This is a genomic window from Pseudomonas sp. Irchel 3E20, assembly GCF_900187645.1.
Lineage (GTDB): Bacteria > Pseudomonadota > Gammaproteobacteria > Pseudomonadales > Pseudomonadaceae > Aquipseudomonas.
The window spans coordinates 492,310-512,164 of record NZ_FYEE01000001.1; the positions used below are offsets into that span (position 1 = coordinate 492,310).

17 protein-coding genes are annotated in these 19,855 nt (G+C 63.8%); 6 read left to right on the forward strand and 11 right to left on the reverse strand.

Translation table 11 applies throughout. The features are described from left to right. Window positions 1-94: 94 nt before the first annotated feature. Window positions 95-853, reverse strand: a complete 759-nt coding sequence (locus CKW13_RS02115) for a phosphatase PAP2 family protein (RefSeq protein WP_095106488.1) — start codon at window positions 851-853, stop codon at window positions 95-97. Window positions 854-1,037: 184 nt separating this feature from the next. Here CKW13_RS02115 and colR point away from each other — a divergent pair, with 184 nt between their 5' ends. The 5 genes from colR to CKW13_RS02140 all read left to right on the forward strand — a co-directional run bounded on the left by colR (window position 1,038) and on the right by CKW13_RS02140 (window position 4,744). Then, window positions 1,038-1,721, forward strand: a complete 684-nt coding sequence (colR, locus tag CKW13_RS02120; RefSeq protein WP_095106492.1) for a two-component system response regulator ColR — start codon at window positions 1,038-1,040, stop codon at window positions 1,719-1,721. Next, a complete protein-coding gene (locus CKW13_RS02125; protein WP_095106494.1) occupies window positions 1,711-2,991 on the forward strand; it encodes a HAMP domain-containing sensor histidine kinase in 1,281 nt (426 codons plus the stop codon). The genes colR and CKW13_RS02125 overlap by 11 nt, the downstream gene beginning before the upstream one ends. A 137-nt stretch (window positions 2,992-3,128) precedes the next feature. Beyond that, complete coding sequence (locus CKW13_RS02130; RefSeq protein ID WP_095106496.1) at window positions 3,129-3,809, forward strand: class I SAM-dependent methyltransferase; 681 nt, start codon at window positions 3,129-3,131, stop codon at window positions 3,807-3,809. A gap of 3 nt (window positions 3,810-3,812) precedes the next feature. Continuing rightward, window positions 3,813-4,517 carry a lipopolysaccharide kinase InaA family protein gene (locus tag CKW13_RS02135; RefSeq protein WP_095106498.1) on the forward strand — a complete coding sequence of 235 codons (705 nt, stop codon included), beginning with the start codon at window positions 3,813-3,815 and terminating at the stop codon, window positions 4,515-4,517. Further along, window positions 4,517-4,744: a hypothetical protein gene (locus CKW13_RS02140; protein WP_095106500.1), complete on the forward strand. Its 228-nt coding sequence runs from the start codon at window positions 4,517-4,519 to the stop codon at window positions 4,742-4,744. The genes CKW13_RS02135 and CKW13_RS02140 overlap by 1 nt, the downstream gene beginning before the upstream one ends. 57 nt (window positions 4,745-4,801) lie before the next feature. Here the strand turns inward: CKW13_RS02140 and CKW13_RS02145 are convergent, their stop codons facing one another. The 10 genes from CKW13_RS02145 to CKW13_RS02190 form a co-directional block, all read right to left on the reverse strand. After that, window positions 4,802-7,834, reverse strand: coding sequence for a multidrug efflux RND transporter permease subunit (locus tag CKW13_RS02145; protein ID WP_095106502.1), 3,033 nt, complete (start codon window positions 7,832-7,834; stop codon window positions 4,802-4,804). Between the two features lie 14 nt (window positions 7,835-7,848). Further along, entirely contained in the window at window positions 7,849-9,000 is a 1,152-nt protein-coding gene (locus CKW13_RS02150) for an efflux RND transporter periplasmic adaptor subunit (protein ID WP_095106504.1), read from the reverse strand. A 205-nt stretch (window positions 9,001-9,205) separates the two neighbouring features. Then, the gene (locus CKW13_RS02155; protein WP_095106506.1) at window positions 9,206-10,306 is read right to left on the reverse strand and encodes a DUF1513 domain-containing protein; all 1,101 of its coding nucleotides are present in this window, start codon (window positions 10,304-10,306) and stop codon (window positions 9,206-9,208) included. 14 nt (window positions 10,307-10,320) lie between these two features. Beyond that, window positions 10,321-11,385, reverse strand: a complete 1,065-nt coding sequence (locus CKW13_RS02160; protein WP_095106508.1) for an imelysin family protein — start codon at window positions 11,383-11,385, stop codon at window positions 10,321-10,323. 29 nt (window positions 11,386-11,414) lie between these two features. Beyond that, window positions 11,415-12,842: a di-heme oxidoredictase family protein gene (locus CKW13_RS02165; protein ID WP_095106510.1), complete on the reverse strand. Its 1,428-nt coding sequence runs from the start codon at window positions 12,840-12,842 to the stop codon at window positions 11,415-11,417. Window positions 12,843-13,103: 261 nt separating this feature from the next. Beyond that, a complete protein-coding gene (locus CKW13_RS02170) occupies window positions 13,104-14,447 on the reverse strand; it encodes an imelysin family protein (protein ID WP_095106512.1) in 1,344 nt (447 codons plus the stop codon). Window positions 14,448-14,668: 221 nt separating this feature from the next. Then, entirely contained in the window at window positions 14,669-16,720 is a 2,052-nt protein-coding gene (locus CKW13_RS02175; protein WP_095106514.1) for a bifunctional diguanylate cyclase/phosphodiesterase, read from the reverse strand. 310 nt (window positions 16,721-17,030) lie between these two features. Continuing rightward, entirely contained in the window at window positions 17,031-17,627 is a 597-nt protein-coding gene (locus CKW13_RS02180) for a superoxide dismutase (RefSeq protein WP_010452821.1), read from the reverse strand. A 176-nt stretch (window positions 17,628-17,803) separates the two neighbouring features. Then, window positions 17,804-18,406 carry a LysE/ArgO family amino acid transporter gene (locus CKW13_RS02185; protein WP_095106516.1) on the reverse strand — a complete coding sequence of 201 codons (603 nt, stop codon included), beginning with the start codon at window positions 18,404-18,406 and terminating at the stop codon, window positions 17,804-17,806. A gap of 5 nt (window positions 18,407-18,411) precedes the next feature. After that, complete coding sequence (locus tag CKW13_RS02190; protein ID WP_095106518.1) at window positions 18,412-18,813, reverse strand: ACT domain-containing protein; 402 nt, start codon at window positions 18,811-18,813, stop codon at window positions 18,412-18,414. A gap of 149 nt (window positions 18,814-18,962) precedes the next feature. Here CKW13_RS02190 and CKW13_RS02195 point away from each other — a divergent pair, with 149 nt between their 5' ends. Then, a complete protein-coding gene (locus tag CKW13_RS02195) occupies window positions 18,963-19,850 on the forward strand; it encodes a LysR family transcriptional regulator ArgP (protein ID WP_095106520.1) in 888 nt (295 codons plus the stop codon). The last annotated feature ends 5 nt before the right edge of the window (window positions 19,851-19,855 follow it).

The following is a 19,855-nucleotide window of genomic DNA, read 5'->3' on the forward strand; positions in this document are numbered from 1 at the left end:
TTCACCCCGCACGACAAAACCCCGCCGGCCTCAAGCCGGCGGGGTTTTTTATGGCCTGCACAATCGTGTGCAACCTCGTGGCAGCAAACCTGTTCTAGCCCTCAACAGGTAGACCCTTAGTGTTGGTCGACGCACTCGCTCCTTCAACCGCCGAGGCCGGCCGATACAGAACGTAGTAATACGACCCCAGGCAAATCAGCCAACAGAAAATCGCCGTCCACAGGTTGTGGGAGAAGAAGTGCGCGCCTTGCATCATGCGTCCCACAGAAAACACCGTGCCCAGGGTGAAAGCAAAGGCCAGTGCATAACGGGCCACACGTGGGCGGCGGTCGCGCAAAACAAAAAACAGCGCAAACAGGGTGAAGCCGGTTGCCGCATGGCCGCCAGGCCAGCAGCGCCCGGGTTTGTCGGTGGCCGGGCGTGGGCTAAGTAGCTCGCTGTAGGTTTCCTTGCCGCCAAACTCTTTCAGGCTCCAGGGGCATTGCACGGCGGTCACGGCTTTTATCGGCGTGACGAAGGATGTGGCCAGGGCCAGCGATAGCACCAGGCAACCCAATTCCCGTTTGAATGGCTTGAGCCGGGCGACAAAAAACGAGGCGATCAGGCCCAGGATGGCAAACACCGAAAAGGCGATGACCAATTGCTTGGCGCGGTCATGGAGGATGTTTTCGAGGAAGTAGCTGTGCTTGCCGATGAATTCGCCACTGGCCGAATCGTAGAAGTACGACGCCAGTGCCATGTCCAGGGAGGTCAACTCCAGCAGGACCAGGGCCAGTGCCACAACGGCGGGAACGCCCAGGCAAACCCAGAGGTTCAGGGGGCGTGAAACGGGGCGGGCAAGGCTGGCGGGCATGGGAGTCCTTGGCGAGTGGAGATTGATTGCGCGCAGACTCTGCGCCGCGGGCCGTCGCCAGGGTGTGAACGGGGGGTGAAAAACTCGTCAAGCCCAGCGTTTCGCGCAAGCCCTAGCCGCGGCTGGCACTTGGCTTTAAGCTGCGCGAGCCAAACGGCCGTTACCCTGGACGCGGAGAGTGCCCATGCGAATTCTATTGGTTGAAGATAACCGCGATATTCTGGCCAACCTGGCCGACTATCTGGGCCTTAAGGGCTACACCGTCGATTGCGCCCAGGACGGCCTCTCGGGCCTGCACTTGGCCGCCACTGAACACTATGACCTGATCGTGCTCGACATCATGCTGCCCGGTATCGACGGCTACACCCTGTGCAAACGCCTGCGCGAAGACGCGCGCCGTGACACACCGGTCATCATGCTCACCGCTCGCGATCAATTGGACGACCGCCTCCAGGGTTTCAAGTCCGGGGCGGACGACTACCTGGTCAAACCCTTTGCCCTGTCGGAACTGGCGGCGCGGGTCGAGGCCGTCATGCGCCGGGCCCAGGGCGGCGGCCGCCGGGCCTTGCAGGTGGGCGACCTGAACTACGACCTCGACACCCTGGAAGTGACCCGCGAAGGGCGCTTGCTCAAGCTCAACCCCGTCGGCCTGAAACTGCTGGCGGTGCTAATGCAGAAAAGCCCCCACGTGCTGCGCCGCGAAATCCTCGAGGAAGCCCTGTGGGGCGACGATTGCCCCGACAGCGACAGCTTGCGCAGCCACGTTCACCAATTGCGCCAGGTGATCGACAAACCGTTCGCTAAACCCTTGCTGCAAACCGTTCACGGCGTGGGCTACCGCTTGGCCGAAGGTCGCGATGGAGTTTAGGCAGAGCCTTGCCCAACGGATCATCATCGCCTTTGCGTTGATGAGCGCGTTGGTGGCGGGGGCGTTTGCCATGGGCATCGTGGCGACGGTGCACCTGGTCGAAGAAAAACTCATCTCTGCCGGCCTGGGCGGTGACCTGCAACGCCTGTTGCTGATGGACAACATGGAAGACTGGCGCCATCGTCCGGAACCGGACCAGTTGTTCTACTTCAGCGGCGGGCGCGGGGACTTCGCGCTGCCCAAGGACCTGCGGCACTTGACTCCGGGCTTCCACGAAATATTCCGCGAGCAGTTGTCCTACCACGCCATTGCCGAAGTGGTGGACGGGCGCCGCTATGTCCTGCTGCAAGACCAAAGCGATTTCGAGGAACGCGAGCGGGTGCTGTTCGCCGTGGTGCTGGTGGGCTTTGTCCTGAGCCTGGCGCTGGCGGTGTTCCTGGGTTGGGTGCTGGCGCGCAAAGTGATGGCGCCGGTGGTGCGCCTGGCCCGCCAGGTGCGCCATCGCGACCAATTGCTGGGCCTGGCACCGCCGCTGGCGCCGGACTATGCGGCCGATGAAGTCGGTGAACTGGCGGTGGCTTTTGACGCCACCCTGGGCCGCTTGCGCCAGGCGCTGGACCGCGAGCGCCTGTTCACCAGCGACGTCAGCCACGAACTGCGAACACCGCTGATGGTGCTCGCCAGCTCCTGTGAACTGCTCCTGGAAAACCCCGGCCTCGACCCGCGCGGGCGCGCCCAGGTCGAGCGCATCGCCCGGGCCTGTGAAGAAATGCGCGAGCTGGTGCAAACCTTCCTGATGCTCGCCCGTGCCCAGCATGAAGACGCCAGCATGTCGCCGAGGCTGACCCTGGGCCAAGTGGCCGAAGGCCTGATCGCCCTCTGGCGCGAGCCGATCGAAGCCAAGGGGCTGCGGCTCATCTACGACGGCGGCCACCCGCTGAGTACGCGTTACCACGCCACGTTGCTGCATGCAGTGATGGGCAACCTGCTGCGCAATGCTTTGCACTACACCGACCATGGCTTTATTCGCCTGACCCTGGAAGCCAGCGGTTTCGTGGTCGAGGACAGCGGCGTGGGCATTCCTGAAGAAAAACGCGAAGCCATGTTCGAGCCCTTCGTGCGCGGCCACGACAAGCGCGGCGATGGTTTGGGCCTGGGCCTGTCGCTGGTGCAGCGGATCTGCGAGAACCAGGGCTGGACCGTCAGCCTCAGTACCATGGAGCCCAACGGTTGCCGGTTCCGGGTGGAGTTGGCGCCGGTTCTGGAGTGAGTGATCGAGGCTGAGAGGGTGTGCGTAAAATCTTGAAATACAACCCTCGTGGACCGGACGAAGTTTTCACAAAGGGATGACCTGACACCAACATTCCGACGCCTAAGGTGACGCCATCGACTCTGGAGACCCCGACGATGGCTACCCCGATCAAACTGGAATTTTCCAACAAGTACACCCCCAAGCACGCCCAGGAGTACCTGCAAAAGCATCAGGACGGCTTGGCCCGCAAACTTTCCCACCTGCGTGATGAGCAACTGGCCCGCAAGGCCCTGGCCCTGGCCGGGGAGCCCGGCTTGGTGCTCGACTTGCCCTGCGGCGCCGGGCGTTTCTGGCCGTTGCTGGCGGAAAAAACCAACCGCGTGATTATCGGCGCCGATAATTCGCCCGCTATGCTCGATGTCGCCATGGGCTCGCAACCGGCCGATGTGGTGAAACGGGTACAACCCTTGCACACGTCTGCGTTCGACATCGACTTACCTGATAACGCCGTCGATAGCATTTTCTGCATGCGCTTGCTGCACCACATCGGTGACGCCGCTCACCGCATCGCTCTATTGCGCGAGTTCCAGCGCGTCAGCCGCGACAGTGTGATCGTCTCGCTGTGGGTCGATGGCAACTTCAAGGCCTGGAAACGCAAGCGTCTGGAGCAAAAGCGCCAGGAAAAAGGTGGGCAGGGCGGTTACCAAAATAGATTTGTGTTACCTGTTGTTACTGTTGAAGATGAGTTCCGCCAGGCTGGCTTCCGCATTCAGGAACACCTGGATTTCATACCGTTATATGCCATGTGGCGGGTTTACGTACTACGCAAGGAGTAGCAGATGGCCGTTGACTATGCGTCGCCGGTGGGCCACCAGGATGTGGACCGGTTCGAGCATTTCTGGAATCAGCGCGGGGAGTGGGTCGAAGAGCCTAATGAGCGCCGTGGCGGGCAAAGTGGCGTGCAGCGCATTGTCAGCGCCCACGGCCGCTTGCTCTACGCCAAGCGTCAGGTCGGCCACTTGTACCGCAGTTGGCTGTACCCCTTTGGCCGGCCCACCGTGATGCGCGAACGCGACGCCCTTAATGGTTTGCGGATGTTGGATGTAGGCGTGCCGGAGCTTGTGTTCTGCGGCGCGCAGCAGGATCAGCACCATCAGTGGCAAGGTTTGCTGGTCACGGCAGCGCTGGAAGGTTACGTGGATATCGAGCAGTGGTACGCCGCCGGCGAGCGCGAGCGGCACGGCGAGGAAGTGCACGAACGCCTGCTCAAGCAACTGGCCGGGAACCTGGCGCGCATGCACAACGGCCGCTGGCAGCATGGCTGCCTGTACGCCAAGCATATTTTTGTGCGGGTGGTGGACGAGCAGGTGGACGTGGCCCTGCTGGACCTGGAAAAAGCCCGCCAGCGCCTGAACCGCACCCGTGCCGCGCGGCACGACATGCAGCAGTTACGCCGCCATTCGTCGTGGAGCGGGGCGGACTGGCAGAAGCTCAGCTACTTTTACGAGGCGGCGTTTGGCAGCGCTATCAAGGGTTTAACCTAATGAAGTTAGAAATTGCACGAGGTTTGTTCCTGGCAGGAGCCTTGGCAGTTGCAACCTGGGCGGTGGCGGCGTGGGAACAGCCGCGGATGCAGGTGCTCAGCGCGGCCAATGGCGATGCCCTGTGCACCCAGCCGCGGGTGGCCAAGGCCTCAATGGCCAACGAGCCCGACCACGACCTGCTGCTGTTCATGTTCGGCATGGCCCAGGGCATGCGACCGCAGAGTTGAGCTGTTAGGCACTGAAAAAAGACCTCGCCGATGCGAGGTCTTTTTATGCCTGCCGGTTCAGGCCTTTGCCTTGTCCGGCGCGGCCAGCAGGGTGTAGACGCACGGCAGCACGAACAGGGTGAACAGGGTGCCGATGGACATGCCGGTGGCGATCACGGTGCCGATATCGAAGCGGCTGACCGCCCCCGCGCCGCTGGCCAGAATCAGAGGCACCATGCCGAACACCATGGCCGCTGTGGTCATCAGCACCGGGCGCAGGCGAATGGCCGCGGCTTCTTCCACCGCCTCGCGGGCGCTCAGGCCTTTGTCGCGGCGTAGCTGGTTGGCGAACTCGACGATCAGGATGCCGTGCTTGCTAATCAGCCCAATCAACGTCACCAGGCCGACCTGGGTGTAGATGTTCAGGCTCGACCAGCCGAGAAACAGCGGAATCAACGCACCGCAGATCGACAGCGGCACCGTCACCAGAATCACCAACGGGTCGCGAAAGCTCTCGAACTGCGCCGCCAGCACCAGAAAAATGATCGCCAGGGCCAGGGCGAAGGTCACCCACAGGGCGCTGCCTTCCTGGACGAATTGCCGCGAAGCGCCGCCGTAGTCGAAGGCGTAGCCGGGGCCGGCTTCTTCCTGGGCGATCTGGCGCACGGTGTCGATGGCCTCGCCCATGCTCACCAGGGGGAAACCGGAAATCTTCGCCGCGTTCAATTGCTGGAACTGGTTCAACTGCCGAGGGCGGGCGCGGTCGCTGACGCTAATCAGGGTGGACAGCGGCAGTAACTGGCCCTGGGCGTTCTTCACGTAGTAGGTGTTCAGCCAATCGGGGTTGTCGCGGTAGGCCCGCTCGACCTGGGCGATCACCTTGTAGCTGCGGCCCTCGATGGTGAACCGGTTGATTTCGGCTTCGCCCAGCAGGGTCGCCAGGGTGCCGCCCAGGTCCTGCATGGACACGCCCATCTGCGCCGCCTTGGCGCGGTCGATATCCACCACCACTTCCGGTTTGTCGAAGGCCAGGTCGATGTCCATGAAGGCGAACTTGCCCGACTCCAGCGCACGTTTTTTCACCCGGTCGGCGATTTGCAGCAGGGAGGCGTAGTCGTTGGCCGAGTTGATGATGAACTCGAACGGCAGGCCTTCGCCGGTGCCGGGCAGGGACGGCAGGTTAAAGCCGAAGATCTGCAGCCCCGTGATGGCGGCGAGTTTGCCCTGCACCTCGGGCAGGATCTGCATTTGCGTGCGGTCCCGTTCGTTCCAGGGCTTGAGCAGGAAACCGCCGATGCCCGATTGCACGCCGTTGTAGCCGTTGATCTGGAACGAGGAGTAGTACTCGGGGAACGCTTTGAAGATCGCGATGAATTCGTCGGTGTAGGTGTTGAGGTAGTCGAGGTTAGTGGGCTGTGGCGCGTTGGCCATCATGAAAATGATGCCCTGGTCTTCGTCTGGCGCCAGTTCCGTCTTGGTGAACTTGAGCAGCACCGGGATCAGGCACAGCACCACCACGGCGAACACCAGCACCACCGGCCGGGTGTTCAGGGTGCCGTGGAGCAGGCTTTGGTAGCGGCGCTTGAGGCCGTCGAAGATCAGGTCCAGGCGATGGGCCAGCCCAGACGGGTTCTCATCGTGGCGCAGGAGCAGGGCGCACATCATCGGCGAGAGGGTCAGGGCGACGATGCCGGAAATCACCACCGCCCCGGCCAGGGTCAGGGCGAACTCCTTGAACAACGCACCGGTCAGGCCTTCGAGGAAACCGATGGGGGCGTACACCGCCGCCAGGGTGATGGTCATCGATACCACCGGCATGGCGATTTCCCGGGCACCTTCGAGGGCGGCGTCCTGCGGCGTCTTGCCCTCTTCGATATGGCGGTGGATGTTCTCCACGACCACGATGGCGTCGTCCACCACCAGGCCGATGGCCAGCACCATGGCCAGCAGCGTCAGCAGGTTGATCGAGTAGCCCATCAACTGCATGAAGAACATCACGCCGATCATCGACAGCGGGATGGTAATCACCGGGATCACCACCGAACGCAGGGCGCCGAGAAACAGGAACACCACGACAATGACAATCAGCACCGCCTCGAACAGGGTCTTGACCACCTCGTCGATGGAGGCCTGGATAAACAGCGTCGCGTCGTAGGCTATTTCCGACTTGAGGTTGGGCGGTAGCTGGGCTTCCAGCTCGGGCATGATCTTGCGCACTTCCTTGATGACGTCCAACGGGTTGGCGCCAGGCGTGGCCTTGATGCCGATGTACACCGACGGCGTGCCGCCGAAGGAGCTGATGGAGTCGTAGTTTTCGGCACCCATTTCTACCCGCGCCACGTCGCGCAGCAGCACGCGGCTGTCGCCGTCGATCTTCACCGGGATCGCGGCAAAGGCTTCGGCGGACTTGAGTTCGGTGTTGGCGTTGATGCTGGTCACCGTGTACTCGCCCTTCACCTCGCCCGCGGCGGAAAGGAAGTTGTATTGGCGCACGGCGTTGGTCACGTCGGCGGCGCTCAGGCCGAAACCGGCGAGCTTGACCGGGTCCAGCCACAGGCGCATGGCAAACACCTGGTTGCCGAGGATTTCGGCCTCGGCCATGCCCGGCAGGGTGGCGAGCTTGGGCTGGATGACCCGCGACAGGTAGTCGGTGATCTGCGGGTTGCTCAGTTCCTGGCTGAAATAGCTGATGTACATCAGCGCCGAGGCGTCGGCGGCCTCTTTGCTCAGCACCGGGTCTTCGGCGTCCTGGGGCAGCTTGTTCTTGACTTCGTTGGCCTTGGCCAGCAGCTCGGTGAACAGGCGATCGCTGTTGGCGCCGATGCGCGCGTAGATGGAAATCACCGAGAAGTTCTGGCGGCTGACCGAGGTCATGTAGTCAATGCCTTCGGCGCTGGCCAGGCTTTGCTGCATCGGCTGGGTGATGTAGCCCTGGATGGTTTCGGCGTTGGCCCCGGGGTAGGCGGTGGTCACCGTGATAAGGGCGTTTTCCATTTGCGGGTACTGGCGCAGCGGCAACTTGCTGAAGGCCTGGAACCCCAGCAGCACAATCAGCAGGCTGACCACGGTGGCGAGCACCGGGCGGCGGATGAACGGGTCGGTAAAGGCCATGGGGGTTCCTTGAATCAGTCGGCGCGCGGCTGGCTGCTCTGTTCGTCAGGCAAGGTCTTGTCGGCACTGATGGCAAGGGTGGCGTTGTTGTCGAGCTTGATCTGCCCGGCGCTGACCACTTGTTCACCGCTTTTGAGGCCCTTGCTGATGAGCACCAGGCCATCACGGCGCTCGCCGGTCTCAATGAAACGCCGCTCGGCGATCAATACCGGTTGGCCGTTGGCGTCTTTTTCCACCTGGCCATCGGCGTTCTTTTTTTGCGCCACCACAAACAGCGAGTTGCCGTACAGGGTGTAGGTGATCGCGCTTTCCGGCACGACGATGGCGGGCTGTGGGTCGGGAAGCAGCACCTGGAGGCTGGCGAACATGCCGGGCAGCAACTGGCCGTCCGGGTTGGCCAGGGTGGCGCGTACCAACACATTGCGCGTGCTGTCCTCGACCTTGGGGTTGATGGCGCTGACCTGGGCAGTGAAGTCCTGTTGCGGGTAGGCCGAGACTTTAAGCTGCACCGATTGGCCCACGGTCAGTTTCGGCACCCATTGCTCGGGCACGTAGAAGTCGACATAGAGGCTGCTCAGGTCTTGCAGGGTAGCGATCACCGTGCCGCTGGCCAGGTAGTCGCCCACGTCCACCTGGCGAATGCCGATGGTGCCGCTGAACGGCGCGAGGATGCGCTTCTTGGCCAGGGACGCCTTGAGTTGGTTGACCGTGGCCTTGTGCTTTTGCAACTGCGCCGAGAGGCGGTCGAACTCGCCCTTGGAAATCGCCTGGCTGCCCACCAGTTGGCTGCCGCGGCCGTAGTCAAGTTTGGCCAGGCCCAGGTCGGCCTCGGCGGTTTCCAGCAGGGCGGCTTCCACGGCGCTGTCCAGTTGTACGATGGGTTGGCCGGCCTTGACCTTCTGCCCGGACTTGAACTGCACCTCTTGGACGGTGCCGGCGATCTCCAGGCTCAGGTTCACCCCTTGCAGGGCCTTGAGGCTGCCCACCGTCGGCAAACGACCCTGCCACGGCTGTTCGCGGGCCGTGGCCACCGCCACGCTGATGGGCGGCGGCGGCGCGGAAAACGCCTGGATCTGCTGATAAATCGAGAACGCCTTGTAGCCCGCCAGCAACAGGACGATCAGCAGGACAAGGCCCAACATGATAAGCATGCGGCGGCGCAGCATATTCCGGTTCCTTGGAGGGCGTTTGGCGAAATTGTCTGACAATCAGCGTGGCAGATTACTCCCGTTGCCGGGGAGATGACCAGATGTGTTCCGGCCATCGCCCGCCGTGCATCCGTGGGTACGCGGTTTGCCGGCGATGGCGATCTTGTGACCGTCATCGCGAGCCAGCTCTGCTCCTACAGGTAGGGGCAGTGGCCGTAGCGTTTCAGGCCATCAGGTGCAAGTGGTTGTCCCACAACCCGGCGGGCAGTTCCAGGGGCTGGGCCACCAGGTTGGGCTGGCGGCAGTCGTAGAAGCGGCAGCGGCCCTGGCCCGAGGTGACGACAAAGCCATCGGCCACCGCACCCACGCCGGCACAGTCGGGCAGGGGCGCGTCGAGGCGTACCTGGGCGGTGTCCAGATCCCAGATAAAGAAGCGGTTGCCCCGTGGCGCCGTCAGGGCCACCAGGCGCAGCTCGCTGTGCACGGCGACGCTGGCGGTGTAGTGCCCCATGGCCTGCAACTGTTCATCGGCCACCGGGAAGGGCACGAATGCCTGGCCGGGGCGCTTGATCGCCAGCAACTCGGAGCGCTCGTGGGACGGCCCCATGAACTGCTGCCCGGCGACGATGGTGCCGTCGCTGGCGATACCCAGGTGGCGCACGCTGTTCATCGGCTGGGCGAGGGTTTCCTTGCTCAACAGGGTGCCGTCGCGCTGCATCAGCACCAGGCTGGGTTCCATGGCGTCGAGGTTCATCTCGACTCGGCTCTCGGCCTCGGTGCGGATGCCGCCGTTGGCCACCACCAGGGTTTCGCCGTCGGGCAGCCACGACACCTGGTGCGGGCCGATGCCGTGGGTGGAAATTTCGCCGCTGTGCACCAGACGTTCACCCTCGAAGCGGTATACGCCGAGCAGGCCGCGCCCGGGGGCGGTGGTGTCGTTTTCCGTGGCGTAGAGCCACTGGCCGTCCTTGTGGATGACCGCGTGGCCATAAAAGTGCCGGTTCGGCTGCGAGGCGAGGGTTTGCAGCAGGGTGCCGTCGCGCAGGTCGATCAGGTAGCTTTCGGTGCCGGGGCGCCGCGCCACGAACAGCGCGATGGGCAGCGTGGGGTGGTTGATGATGTCGTGGCAGCGCTGGGCGACGCGGGTGGCGAACACCCGGGTGCCGTCCAGCCGATAGCCGACGGCGTAGTGCGCGCCGTCGCCGTCATCGCGCGCCGAGAGCAGCAGCGGGCTGCGGCCCTGGCGCTTGAACAGAGTCCAGCCACCCAGGGTCACCGCGCCGAGCAGCGCGCTGCCCAAGGCTAAAGCCTGACGTCGCAACATGGCACTTACCCTCATCAGTCACCGTCGTTGGCGTTGAAGCCCAGTTGAATGCCCAGCGCTTTGGCCAGTTCGCCTTCGTGCAGGCGATGGACCACGTTGAGGCTGTCGTAGAGGTCGTTGAGCTGCTGGCGGCCGGCATCGTCGCCGAGCATTTCGGTCAGCGAACGCTGGCTGCTGGCGAACAATGTCAGGGAGGCGGCGTAGGCGGCGTCGATCTTGTCGGCCAAGGCCTTCTGCTCGGCCGGCAACAGGCCGCGCAGGCCTTTGTTGTCCACCCCGGCCCACACGGTCTGGGCGGCGCTGAGGCTGGCTTCCAAGCCTTGCAGCGACGACTGGCTGCGCCACGCATCGGCCTGGAACGGCTGCGGGATGCCCTTGGTCTGGCGGCCCATGGGCGTGCCGAGTTTTTTCTTCAGGGTGTCCAGGGCGGTGACCTGGACGCGCAGCAGGTCGGCGATGGCTTCGTGGGAGTCGGCGTAGCGCTGGTTGGGGAACTTGCTCATCTGCGCGAGCATGCCGTCAGTGGTGTTCCAACCGGCGAGGATCTCTTCGGCCAGTTGCTTCTGGCGCTCGCCAATGGCCATCAGCAGCGGGCAGTAGCGCTCTTTTTGCGCGGCGTCGGCGAGGTCAACCTTGGCGTCGAACAGGATGTACTCGTAGGCCGACAGGCCTTGCACCACCACGCTGGATTTGCTCAGGGCCGCGGCATCGATCTGCGGCTGGGCGCTGACCAGTTGCTCGACCTGGCGGCCCACCAGGTTCTTTTTGTCTGGCCAGAACTGCACCTGCCAGGCGCGGTTGCCCTCGGCCAGTGGGCCGATCAGCAGCGGTTGCAACTGGGCCCAGGCTTTTTGCGCGTGGAGGAAATCGGCGCGGGCGGTGTCCAGGCTTGCGTTACCTTGGCAGTAGGCCAGGGCACTGGTAGCCAGTTGCCGGTCGGCGTCGACCCAGCGGCTGTAGGTCGGCAGGATCACCTGTTTGGCGATGGCCGCCGAGGTCACTGCTTGCGGGTCTTGGGGCGAGCACGCGCCGAGGGCGAGGGCGGCAAGGCTGGTGAACAACAACTTGGGACGGAACATGTCGGGCTCCCTTTGGGTGGGCAAGGCGTTTAAAGAGAATTCAGGAAGGCCAGCAACGCGGCGCGCTGCTCGGCATTAAAAGTCAAAACCTGTTGTTGTGCAGCCTGGGCCTCACCGCCATGCCAAAGCACGGCTTCGAGCAGGTTGCGGGCGCGGCCGTCATGCAAAAACTGGGTGTGGCCGCTGACGGCCTCGGTCAAGCCGATGCCCCACAACGGCGGCGTGCGCCAGTCGCGGCCACCGGCGGTGAATTCTGTGCGGTTGTCGGCCAGGCCTTCGCCCATGTCGTGCAACAGCAGGTCGCTGTAAGGGCGGATCACCTGGTTGGCCAATTCGGGTTCGGCCGCGTTGGCTGCAGTGGTGTACTGCGGTGTGTGGCAAGACTGGCAACCGGCCTGGTAGAACAGGTTCTTGCCGGCCAGCACCTGCGGCGCCTCGACGTCGCGGCGCGCCGGCACCGCGAGGTTGCGGGCGTAGAACAGCACCAGGCGCAGGATGTTGTCGCTGACCTCCGGCTCGTCGTCGGGGCCATTGCCATTGGGCGCCTGTTTGCAGGCCACTTGGGTATCGGTGCAGTCATCGACGGTTCTCAGGGAGGTGGTCAGGCCCATATCACCCGAAAACGCGTGAACGTTTTGTTGATTGAGGTTCGGCTGCCCGGCCTTCCAGCCAAATCGCCCGAGCACGGTTTTTTCCAGGGCGTCGTCCCACACGTAGTTAGGCCGCCCGGCGATGCCCTTGGCGTCGCGAGCCTGGGCCTGGGCGTTGGCCAGAATATCGGCCTCGGGGATGGCTTCGAGCAGGCCCAGGCCGATCATCGGCGGGGCGATGCGCGCGGAGAACCGCGTGTCCGGGTGCATCGGCCCGTAGCCCAGTTGGCTGAAGTTGAGCCGGGGCTTGCGCAACTGCACTTCGGTGCCGTCCTTGAAGCGCACGCTCAGCGGTTCGTAATCCACCCGCACCTTGCCTTCGGGGGTGACACCGGGTATCGCCATGTCCTGGAACTGGCCGCCGTACACCGGCTCGGGCACTACGCCCAGTTGCTCGATGACCTTGGCGTAGGCCGGATCGTTGGGGATCGACAGGCGCACCAGCATCGACACCGCGTTGCTCGCGCTTGGCGTGGGCGGGTGGCCGCGGCCGTCCTTGATGTGGCAGTTCTGGCAGGCGTTGGTGTTGAACAGCGGCCCCAGGCCATCGCGGGCGGTGGTGGTGGACGGGGCGATCACCCAGGGGTTGCGGAAAAAACTGTTGCCCACACTGAAGTCCAGGCGCCGGGTGGGCGACAGGTTGGCTGACGGCAGGGAGAAGGCGTTCTGGTCGCGCTTGTTCACCGTGGTCGCGCCGCCGGAGCGGGCCTCGCCAGGTTCGGCCTGGGTAAAGCGCGGGGCGTCATCGCAGGCACTCAAGCCCAGGGCCAACAGCAGAGTGGACAAGCGAAGCGGCAGCGAAGGCATCGGGTTTCCTGGGGGACGAGCCAAAAAGAAGGCGCAAAGTCTAACAGGGCGGGGGGATTTGAATAAGAGGAATTATCGTTTGCTTGACCCACAGCAGGGTTCTGCACGTGGGGGCATTCATGTGGGCGCGGGGCGGTTCGCGATGGCGGTGTGCCAGCGCCCAATAGGCGCTGGCTGTGAAACCACTATCGCGGGCAGGCCCGCTCCCACAGCGGTGGGTGTTGACTGAGGGGGGTTAGCCCCTCAGTGGTGCAGGCGCGATCAGAATTCGTGATCGGCGTTGTCTGGGTTCAGGTCGGTGATGCCCAGTTTGCCGGCGGCCTGTTCGATCGAACCGGTCTGCTTGACCAGGGCGGCGATGGCGTCGCGCACGATCTGGTTGCCCGCAGTGTTGCCGGCGCCGATCAGTTGGTCGTAGTGCTCACCCTTGTTGGCGTGGTCGACGATCACTTGCATCTTCGCTTCGGTCGCTTCTAGGTCGGCCTTGAGGGCGCTGTCGGCGGCCGGGTCGGCCTTGGCCACCAGGGACGAGAGGCTGGCGCCGCTCATTTTGGTGCCGTCGGTGCGGGTGTACTCGCCCAGGTAGACGTTGCGGATGCCCTTGGCGTCGAAGAACTGCGAGTTGTGGGTGTTGTCGCTGAAGCAGTCGTGTTCGTCTTCCGGCGAGTTGGCTTCCAGGGACACCTTCATGCGTTCGCCCGCCAGTTCACCCAGCGACAGGCTGCCCATGCCGAACAGCATCTTGCGCAGGCCGGTGCCCACCGGTTCGGCTTGCAGGGTGGCGCGGTAGTTGTCGGCCACGTTGGGCTTCCAGTTGCCGACCATTTCTTCCAGGTCGCTGACCAGCAGTTGGGTCACGGCTTTGAGGTAGGCGCGGCGGCGCTCGTTGTGGCCACCGGTGGCGCCGGCGCCTTCGAGGTAGTCAGTGGCTGGGCGGTTGCCGGCGCCCGGGCCGGTGCCGTTGAGGTCCTGGCCCCAGAGCAGGAATTCGATGGCGTGGTAGCCGGTGGCGACGTTGGCTTCGGAACCGCCCAGCTCATTGAGGCTGGCCAGTTTCTCGGCGGTGATGTCCTTGACGTCGATCTTGTCTTCGCCGACCTGAATCTCGGTGTTGGCGATGATGTTGGCAGTGGCGCCGGGGTTGCCCAGGGCGTGCTCGTAGCTCTTGTCGACGTAGTCGATCAGGCCTTCGTCCAGGGGCCAGGCGTTAACTTGGCCTTCCCAGTCGTCGATGATGGTGTTGCCGAAGCGGAACACTTCGCTTTGCAGGTACGGTACGCGGGCCGCAACCCAGGCAGCCTTGGCGGCGCTCAGGGTGTCGGCGTCGGGCTTGGCCAGGAAGGCGTCGATGGCGGTTTGCAGGGTCTTGGCGGTGGACGCCGAGTCGCTGTAGACGGCGTAGACGATGTCGGCGTAGTGGGCGACAACGGCCTTGGCGGCGGCTTCGTCAACCGTGCCGGCGCTAGCGGCAGCAGGGGCGGCGGGCGCGGTGGCGGCGGGCGTCGGGGCTTGCGGCGCGCCAGGCTTGTCTTTGCCTTCGCCGCAACCGGCGAGGGAAATAGCGATGGCCAACAGACTGGCGGTAGCCAGAGGCATACGAATCATGGCGAACATCCTGCTTTTAAGAGAGGGGGCTGGCGCGGTGCGCGCGCGAAACTGCGACATAATGCAAATCTTTCGCATTATGTGTAAAGGGCCACTGTTGCAAATAGTTTTCCCCTGTGGGAGTGGGCTTTGCCCGCGAAGGCGGCCTGCCAGCCGCTGCAGAGGTAGCGAATGTACTGGCCCCATCGCGGGCAGGCCCGCTCCCACAGGGTGGGGCGCGGTTACAGGATCGCTGCGTTGCTGCGCTGCGCCTGCTTGAGGTAGGCGACCAGTTCCCGGGCCGGCAGGGGTTTGCTGTAGTGGTAGCCCTGGCCCTCGTGGCAGCCCTCGGAAATGATGTACGCCTCCTGCTCGGCGGTTTCCACGCCTTCGGCGATCACCTGCATGCCCAGGCTTTTGCCCAGTTGGATGATGGCCCGCACGATGGTGGCATCGTCGTCGTCATCGAGCAGGTCCTGGACGAAGCTCTTGTCGATCTTGATCTTGTCCAGCGGCAGGCTCTTGAGGTAGCTCAGGGACGAGTAGCCGGTGCCGAAGTCGTCGATGGCGATCAACGCCCCGGAGCGGCGCAGGCTCAGCAGGTGCTGGGCGGCGGTGCTGATGTCTTCCATCAGGCCGGTTTCGGTGACTTCCAGCTCCAGGCTGCGCGGCGGCAAGCGGTATATCTGCAGCAGGTTGTTGACCACCCGCGGCAGCTCGGCGTGGTGCAGTTGCACCGTGGACAGGTTGACCGCCATGCGCAGGTCGGCGAACCCCTGGTCGTGCCATTCGCGCAGTTGGCGGCAGGCCTGGTCGAGCACCCATTCGCCGATGGCGATGATGCTGCCGTTCTGCTCGGCCAAGGGGATGAACAGGTCCGGCGGGACCAAACCGTGTTCCGGGTGCTGCCAACGGATCAGCGCCTCGACCCCCACCACGCGGTGGTCGCGGTAGCTGATCTGCGGCTGGTAAACCAGGTACAGCTGGTCGCGGGCCAGGGCCTCGCGCAGGTCTTTTTCCAGCTCGCGGCGCCGGCGCATTTCGCTATCGACGCTGGCGATGTAGAACTGATAACGGTTGCGCGAGCGGGTTTTGGCCAGGGTCATGGTCTGCTCGGCCTTTTGCAGCAGCTTCTCGGTGCTGTCGCCGTCCTCGGGGAACAGGGTGATGCCGATGGTGGCCCGCAGGCGGATTTCCTGGTGGTCGAGGGCGAAGGGCGCTTCCAGGTCATCGAGAATGCTTTGTGCCAGCTCGGCGGCCTCGTAGGGTTGTTCGATATCGGCCTGGACCAGGGCGAACTGATCGCCACCCAAGCGCGCGAGCGCGCCGAGGCGGCCGCTGTGGGCCCGCAGGCGATCGGCCAGGGCCAGCAGCAATTGGTCGCCGGCCTGGTAGCTGAACTGCTCGTTGATGCTCTTGAAATCGTCCAGGCCTACGCAAATCACCGCCACGCGGCGTTGCAGGCGCCCGGCGTCAACCAGGATCTTGTCCAGTTGCTGCTGCAACTGCTGGCGGTTGGGCAGGCCGGTGAGGAAGTCGTACTGGGCCATGCGCAGCAGGCTGTTTTCCGCTTCGTGGCGCAGATGGGTGTTGCGCTCGATGGATTCGAGCAACTGGTTGGCGGTGTTGATCCACATCCCCAGTTCGTTCTTTTCATGGCCCTTGAGCTGCGGGATTTTGTGCTCGCTGGGGCGGTCGGGGTTGATAGTGGTCAGGTGTTCGATGATGCGCGACAGCGGCTTGGTCAGCAGCCAGTGGTAGACCAGGTACAGCACCAGGCCCATGGCCAGGGCGCGCAACACGCCGGAGATAAAAATGATGACCGAACTGATGATGAAACTCTGGCCATAGGTGGCGGTGTCGAGGGTGATGCTCAGGTCGCCGTAATACTCGCTGTAGGGCCCGCGGCCCACCAGTTGGGTGGTGAAGGTGCGCTCCTGGCCCAGGATCAGGTCGGTCAGCCAGCGGCTGGGGGACTGCTGCAACTCGCGGCTTTTTTGCGCCAGCATGGTTTCGTTGGGATGGCCGATGGAGGCCATACGCACCGCGTCGTCTTGGAACAGCCCTTCGATCACCTGCATGCCCATTTCCCGGTCCAGGCTATAGACAGCCTGGGTCGAAGGGTCGCGGAACATATCGAGGATACGCTGGGCGTCGTTGGCGACTGCCTGGCGGGTTTTGTAGGCATCGAACACGATTTGCGCGCAACTCAGGACCACGCCGACGGTCAACGCCGACAACAGCACCACCCGGAGCAGCTTCACCGACAAGCTGTTTTTGAGTTCCAGCTTCAAAGGGTAATTCCTTGTTCCGTGCGGATAGCGTCAAGATGCCATGAGTATTGGCAATCCCGTGGTGGCAGTCAAAGGGACATTCAAGCCTGAGGTGTTTTGTCCGTCGTGTGCCCGGGGTGCAGTCGGACGCTGATGACTGTGGCGGTCGTGGCCCGGCACGACTTGAGACACGCCTGCCGATTTCCCTGGGGGTTGATGTTAGCGTGCCATGACGCGCAGGCAAGGCGCAATTGGTAGGCCGGCCTGGGTTCAGTGGGGCGCAAAATGCAAAAAACCCGGCAATGCCGGGTTTTTTGTACTGCAAGCGAGCTTAAGCGGTGAAGGTTTTGCCTTCGAACTGCTCAGCCACGAACTTCCAGTTGACCAGGTTCCAGAACGCTTCCACATACTTTGGACGCACGTTGCGGTAGTCGATGTAGTAGGCGTGTTCCCAGACGTCGCAGGTCAGCAGCGGGGTGTCGCCGCTGGTCAGCGGGTTGCCGGCGCCGATGGTGCTGGCCAGGGCCAGAGAACCGTCAGCCTTTTTCACCAGCCAGCCCCAGCCGGAGCCGAAGGTGCCGACGGAAGTCTTGGTGAACTCTTCCTTGAACTTGTCGAACGAGCCGAAGGCAGCGTTGATGGCTTCAGCCAGCGCGCCAGTCGGTTGACCGCCGGCGTTTGGCGCCAGGCAGTTCCAGTAGAAGGTGTGGTTCCACACTTGGGCTGCGTTGTTGAAGATGCCGCCCGAGGAAGTCTTGACGATTTCTTCCAGGGTCTTGCCTTCGAACTCGGTGCCTGGCACCAGGTTGTTCAGGTTCACGACGTAGGTGTTGTGGTGCTTGTCGTGGTGGAATTCCAGGGTTTCCTTGGAAATGTGCGGCTGCAGGGCATCGTGTGCGTAGGGCAGCGGCGGCAATTCGAAAGCCATGTTGATTCTCCTAATCAGGTCTGTTGCGGTGAGCGCAAGGCCGATCACGGGCGGCCAAACAAGCGCCGTGGAGTTTGTACTCTTTGCGGCGCAGGGGCTGGATCATAGCACCGGGGGGGCGGCATAACCACGCAACAACTGTGTGGGATAGAGGTTCCAGAGCGTTTGGGAATAAGTCATGCGGCGCTTATCAGCTGGTACGCCACGCCGAACATCATCGCCGCCACCAGCAGGTCGAGGATGCGCCAGGTGGCCGGGCGCGCCAGCCATGGGGCCAGCCATGCCGCGCCCAGGGCCAGGGCGGAAAACCACAGGAACGAGGCACTGGCGGCGCCCGCCACATAGGCGCCGGGTTCGGTCTGCTGGGCGCCGAGGGAACCGATCAGCAGCACCGTGTCGAGGTAGACGTGGGGGTTGAGCAGGGTCACCGCCAGGGCACTGAGCATCACCGCGCGCAGCGAGCGCACCTTCTGCCCTTCGCCCTGGCCCAGGCTTTGCCGCGAGCAGGCGCGGCGCAGCGCCAGGGTGCCGTACCACAACAGGAACGCCGCCCCGCCCCAGCGTGCCACCGCCAGCAGTATGGGGTTGTGTGCCAGCACCGTGGCCAGGCCGAACACCCCGGCGGCCACCAGCAACGCATCGCACACCACGCACAACGCGGCCACCGGCAGGTGATGTTCGCGGCGCAGGCTTTGCGCCAGGACGAAAGCGTTCTGCGTACCAATGGCCATGATGAGCCCTAGCGCGACCAACAATCCGTTCACATAGCTTTGCCACATAAGGTTTACTCCGCGCCCGCCGCCAGTTGCTCAAGCACCGTCATGGCGCGCTCGGCATCGGCCTGGCCGACGAACAGATGGTCATGGAAGTACCCGGCGATCACATTGCAACTGATCCCGGCGCGGCCCAGCGCACTGGCGAACGCGGCGGTCAGGCCGACAGCGGCGAGGGCCGAGTGCACGTTGAGGGTGATCCACGCAGCTACATAGTCGAAGTTGAACCCGGCGCGCACGGCCTGGCGCCGCTCCAGAATCACCGTCAGGCCTTCGCGCTCGCGAAAACTGCCGATCACTTCGCAACCCTGGGGCAGTTGGCCATCGCGGATGGTGCAGAACACGTACTCGCCGTCGTTCAGGTGTGGGCTCATGCTGCGCAGCAGCGTGTCGAGGGCGGTTTCGCCGGCCATGGGAAGTGTCCTTGAAGATTGAGGTCGATATGCCGCGCGCGCCTTGGCGAGCAGGCTTGGGGCATTGCGCAGCATCGGATGGCTCGCATTCTGCGGTGCAGGCCTGTATAAGAAAAACCAATATTGCTGATCGCCCATTAGGAAAACTGATGTTCGACTACAAATTGCTATCGGCCCTCGCCGCCGTGGTCGAACAGGCCGGGTTTGAGCGCGCGGCGCAGGTGCTGGGCTTGTCCCAATCGGCCATTTCCCAGCGCATCAAACTGCTGGAGGCGCGCATCGGCCAACCGGTGTTGGTACGGGCCACGCCGCCGGCGCCGACGGAAATCGGCCGACGCCTGCTCAACCACGTGCAGCAGGTGCGTTTGCTCGAACGCGACCTGCAAACCCTGGTGCCGGCCCTGGATGAAGAAGGCTTGCCGGAACGGCTGCGCATCGCCCTCAACGCCGACAGCCTGGCGACCTGGTGGGCCGAGGCGGTGGGGGATTTCTGCGCCGAGCAGCACCTGTTGCTGGACTTGATCGTGGAAGACCAAACCGTGGGCCTCAAACGCATGCGCGCCGGCGAAGTGGCCGCGTGCGTGTGCGCCAGCGAGCGCCCGGTGGCCGGTGCGCGCAGCGTGCTGCTGGGGGCAATGCGCTACCGGGCCCTGGCCAGCCCGGCGTTTGTCGCCCGGCACTTCCCCCAAGGGGTGAAGGCCGAGCAACTGGCCCGCACCCCGGCGCTGGTGTTCGGCCCGGATGACTTTCTCCAGCATCGTTTTCTGGCGTCAGTGGGCGTCACGGGCGGTTTCGAGCACCATTTGTGCCCGTCCTCCGAAGGCTTTATCCGCCTCGCCGAAGCGGGCCTGGGCTGGGGCCTGGTGCCCGAGTTGCAGGTGCGCGAACAACTGGCCCGGGGCGTGCTGGTGGAACTGCTGCCAGATAAGCCCATCGACGTGCCGCTGTACTGGCATCATTGGCGCAATGGCGGCCAACTGCTGGGCCTGCTCACCGAACACCTCGTACGCTCAACCAAACAATGGCTGGTGGCTTGAACACC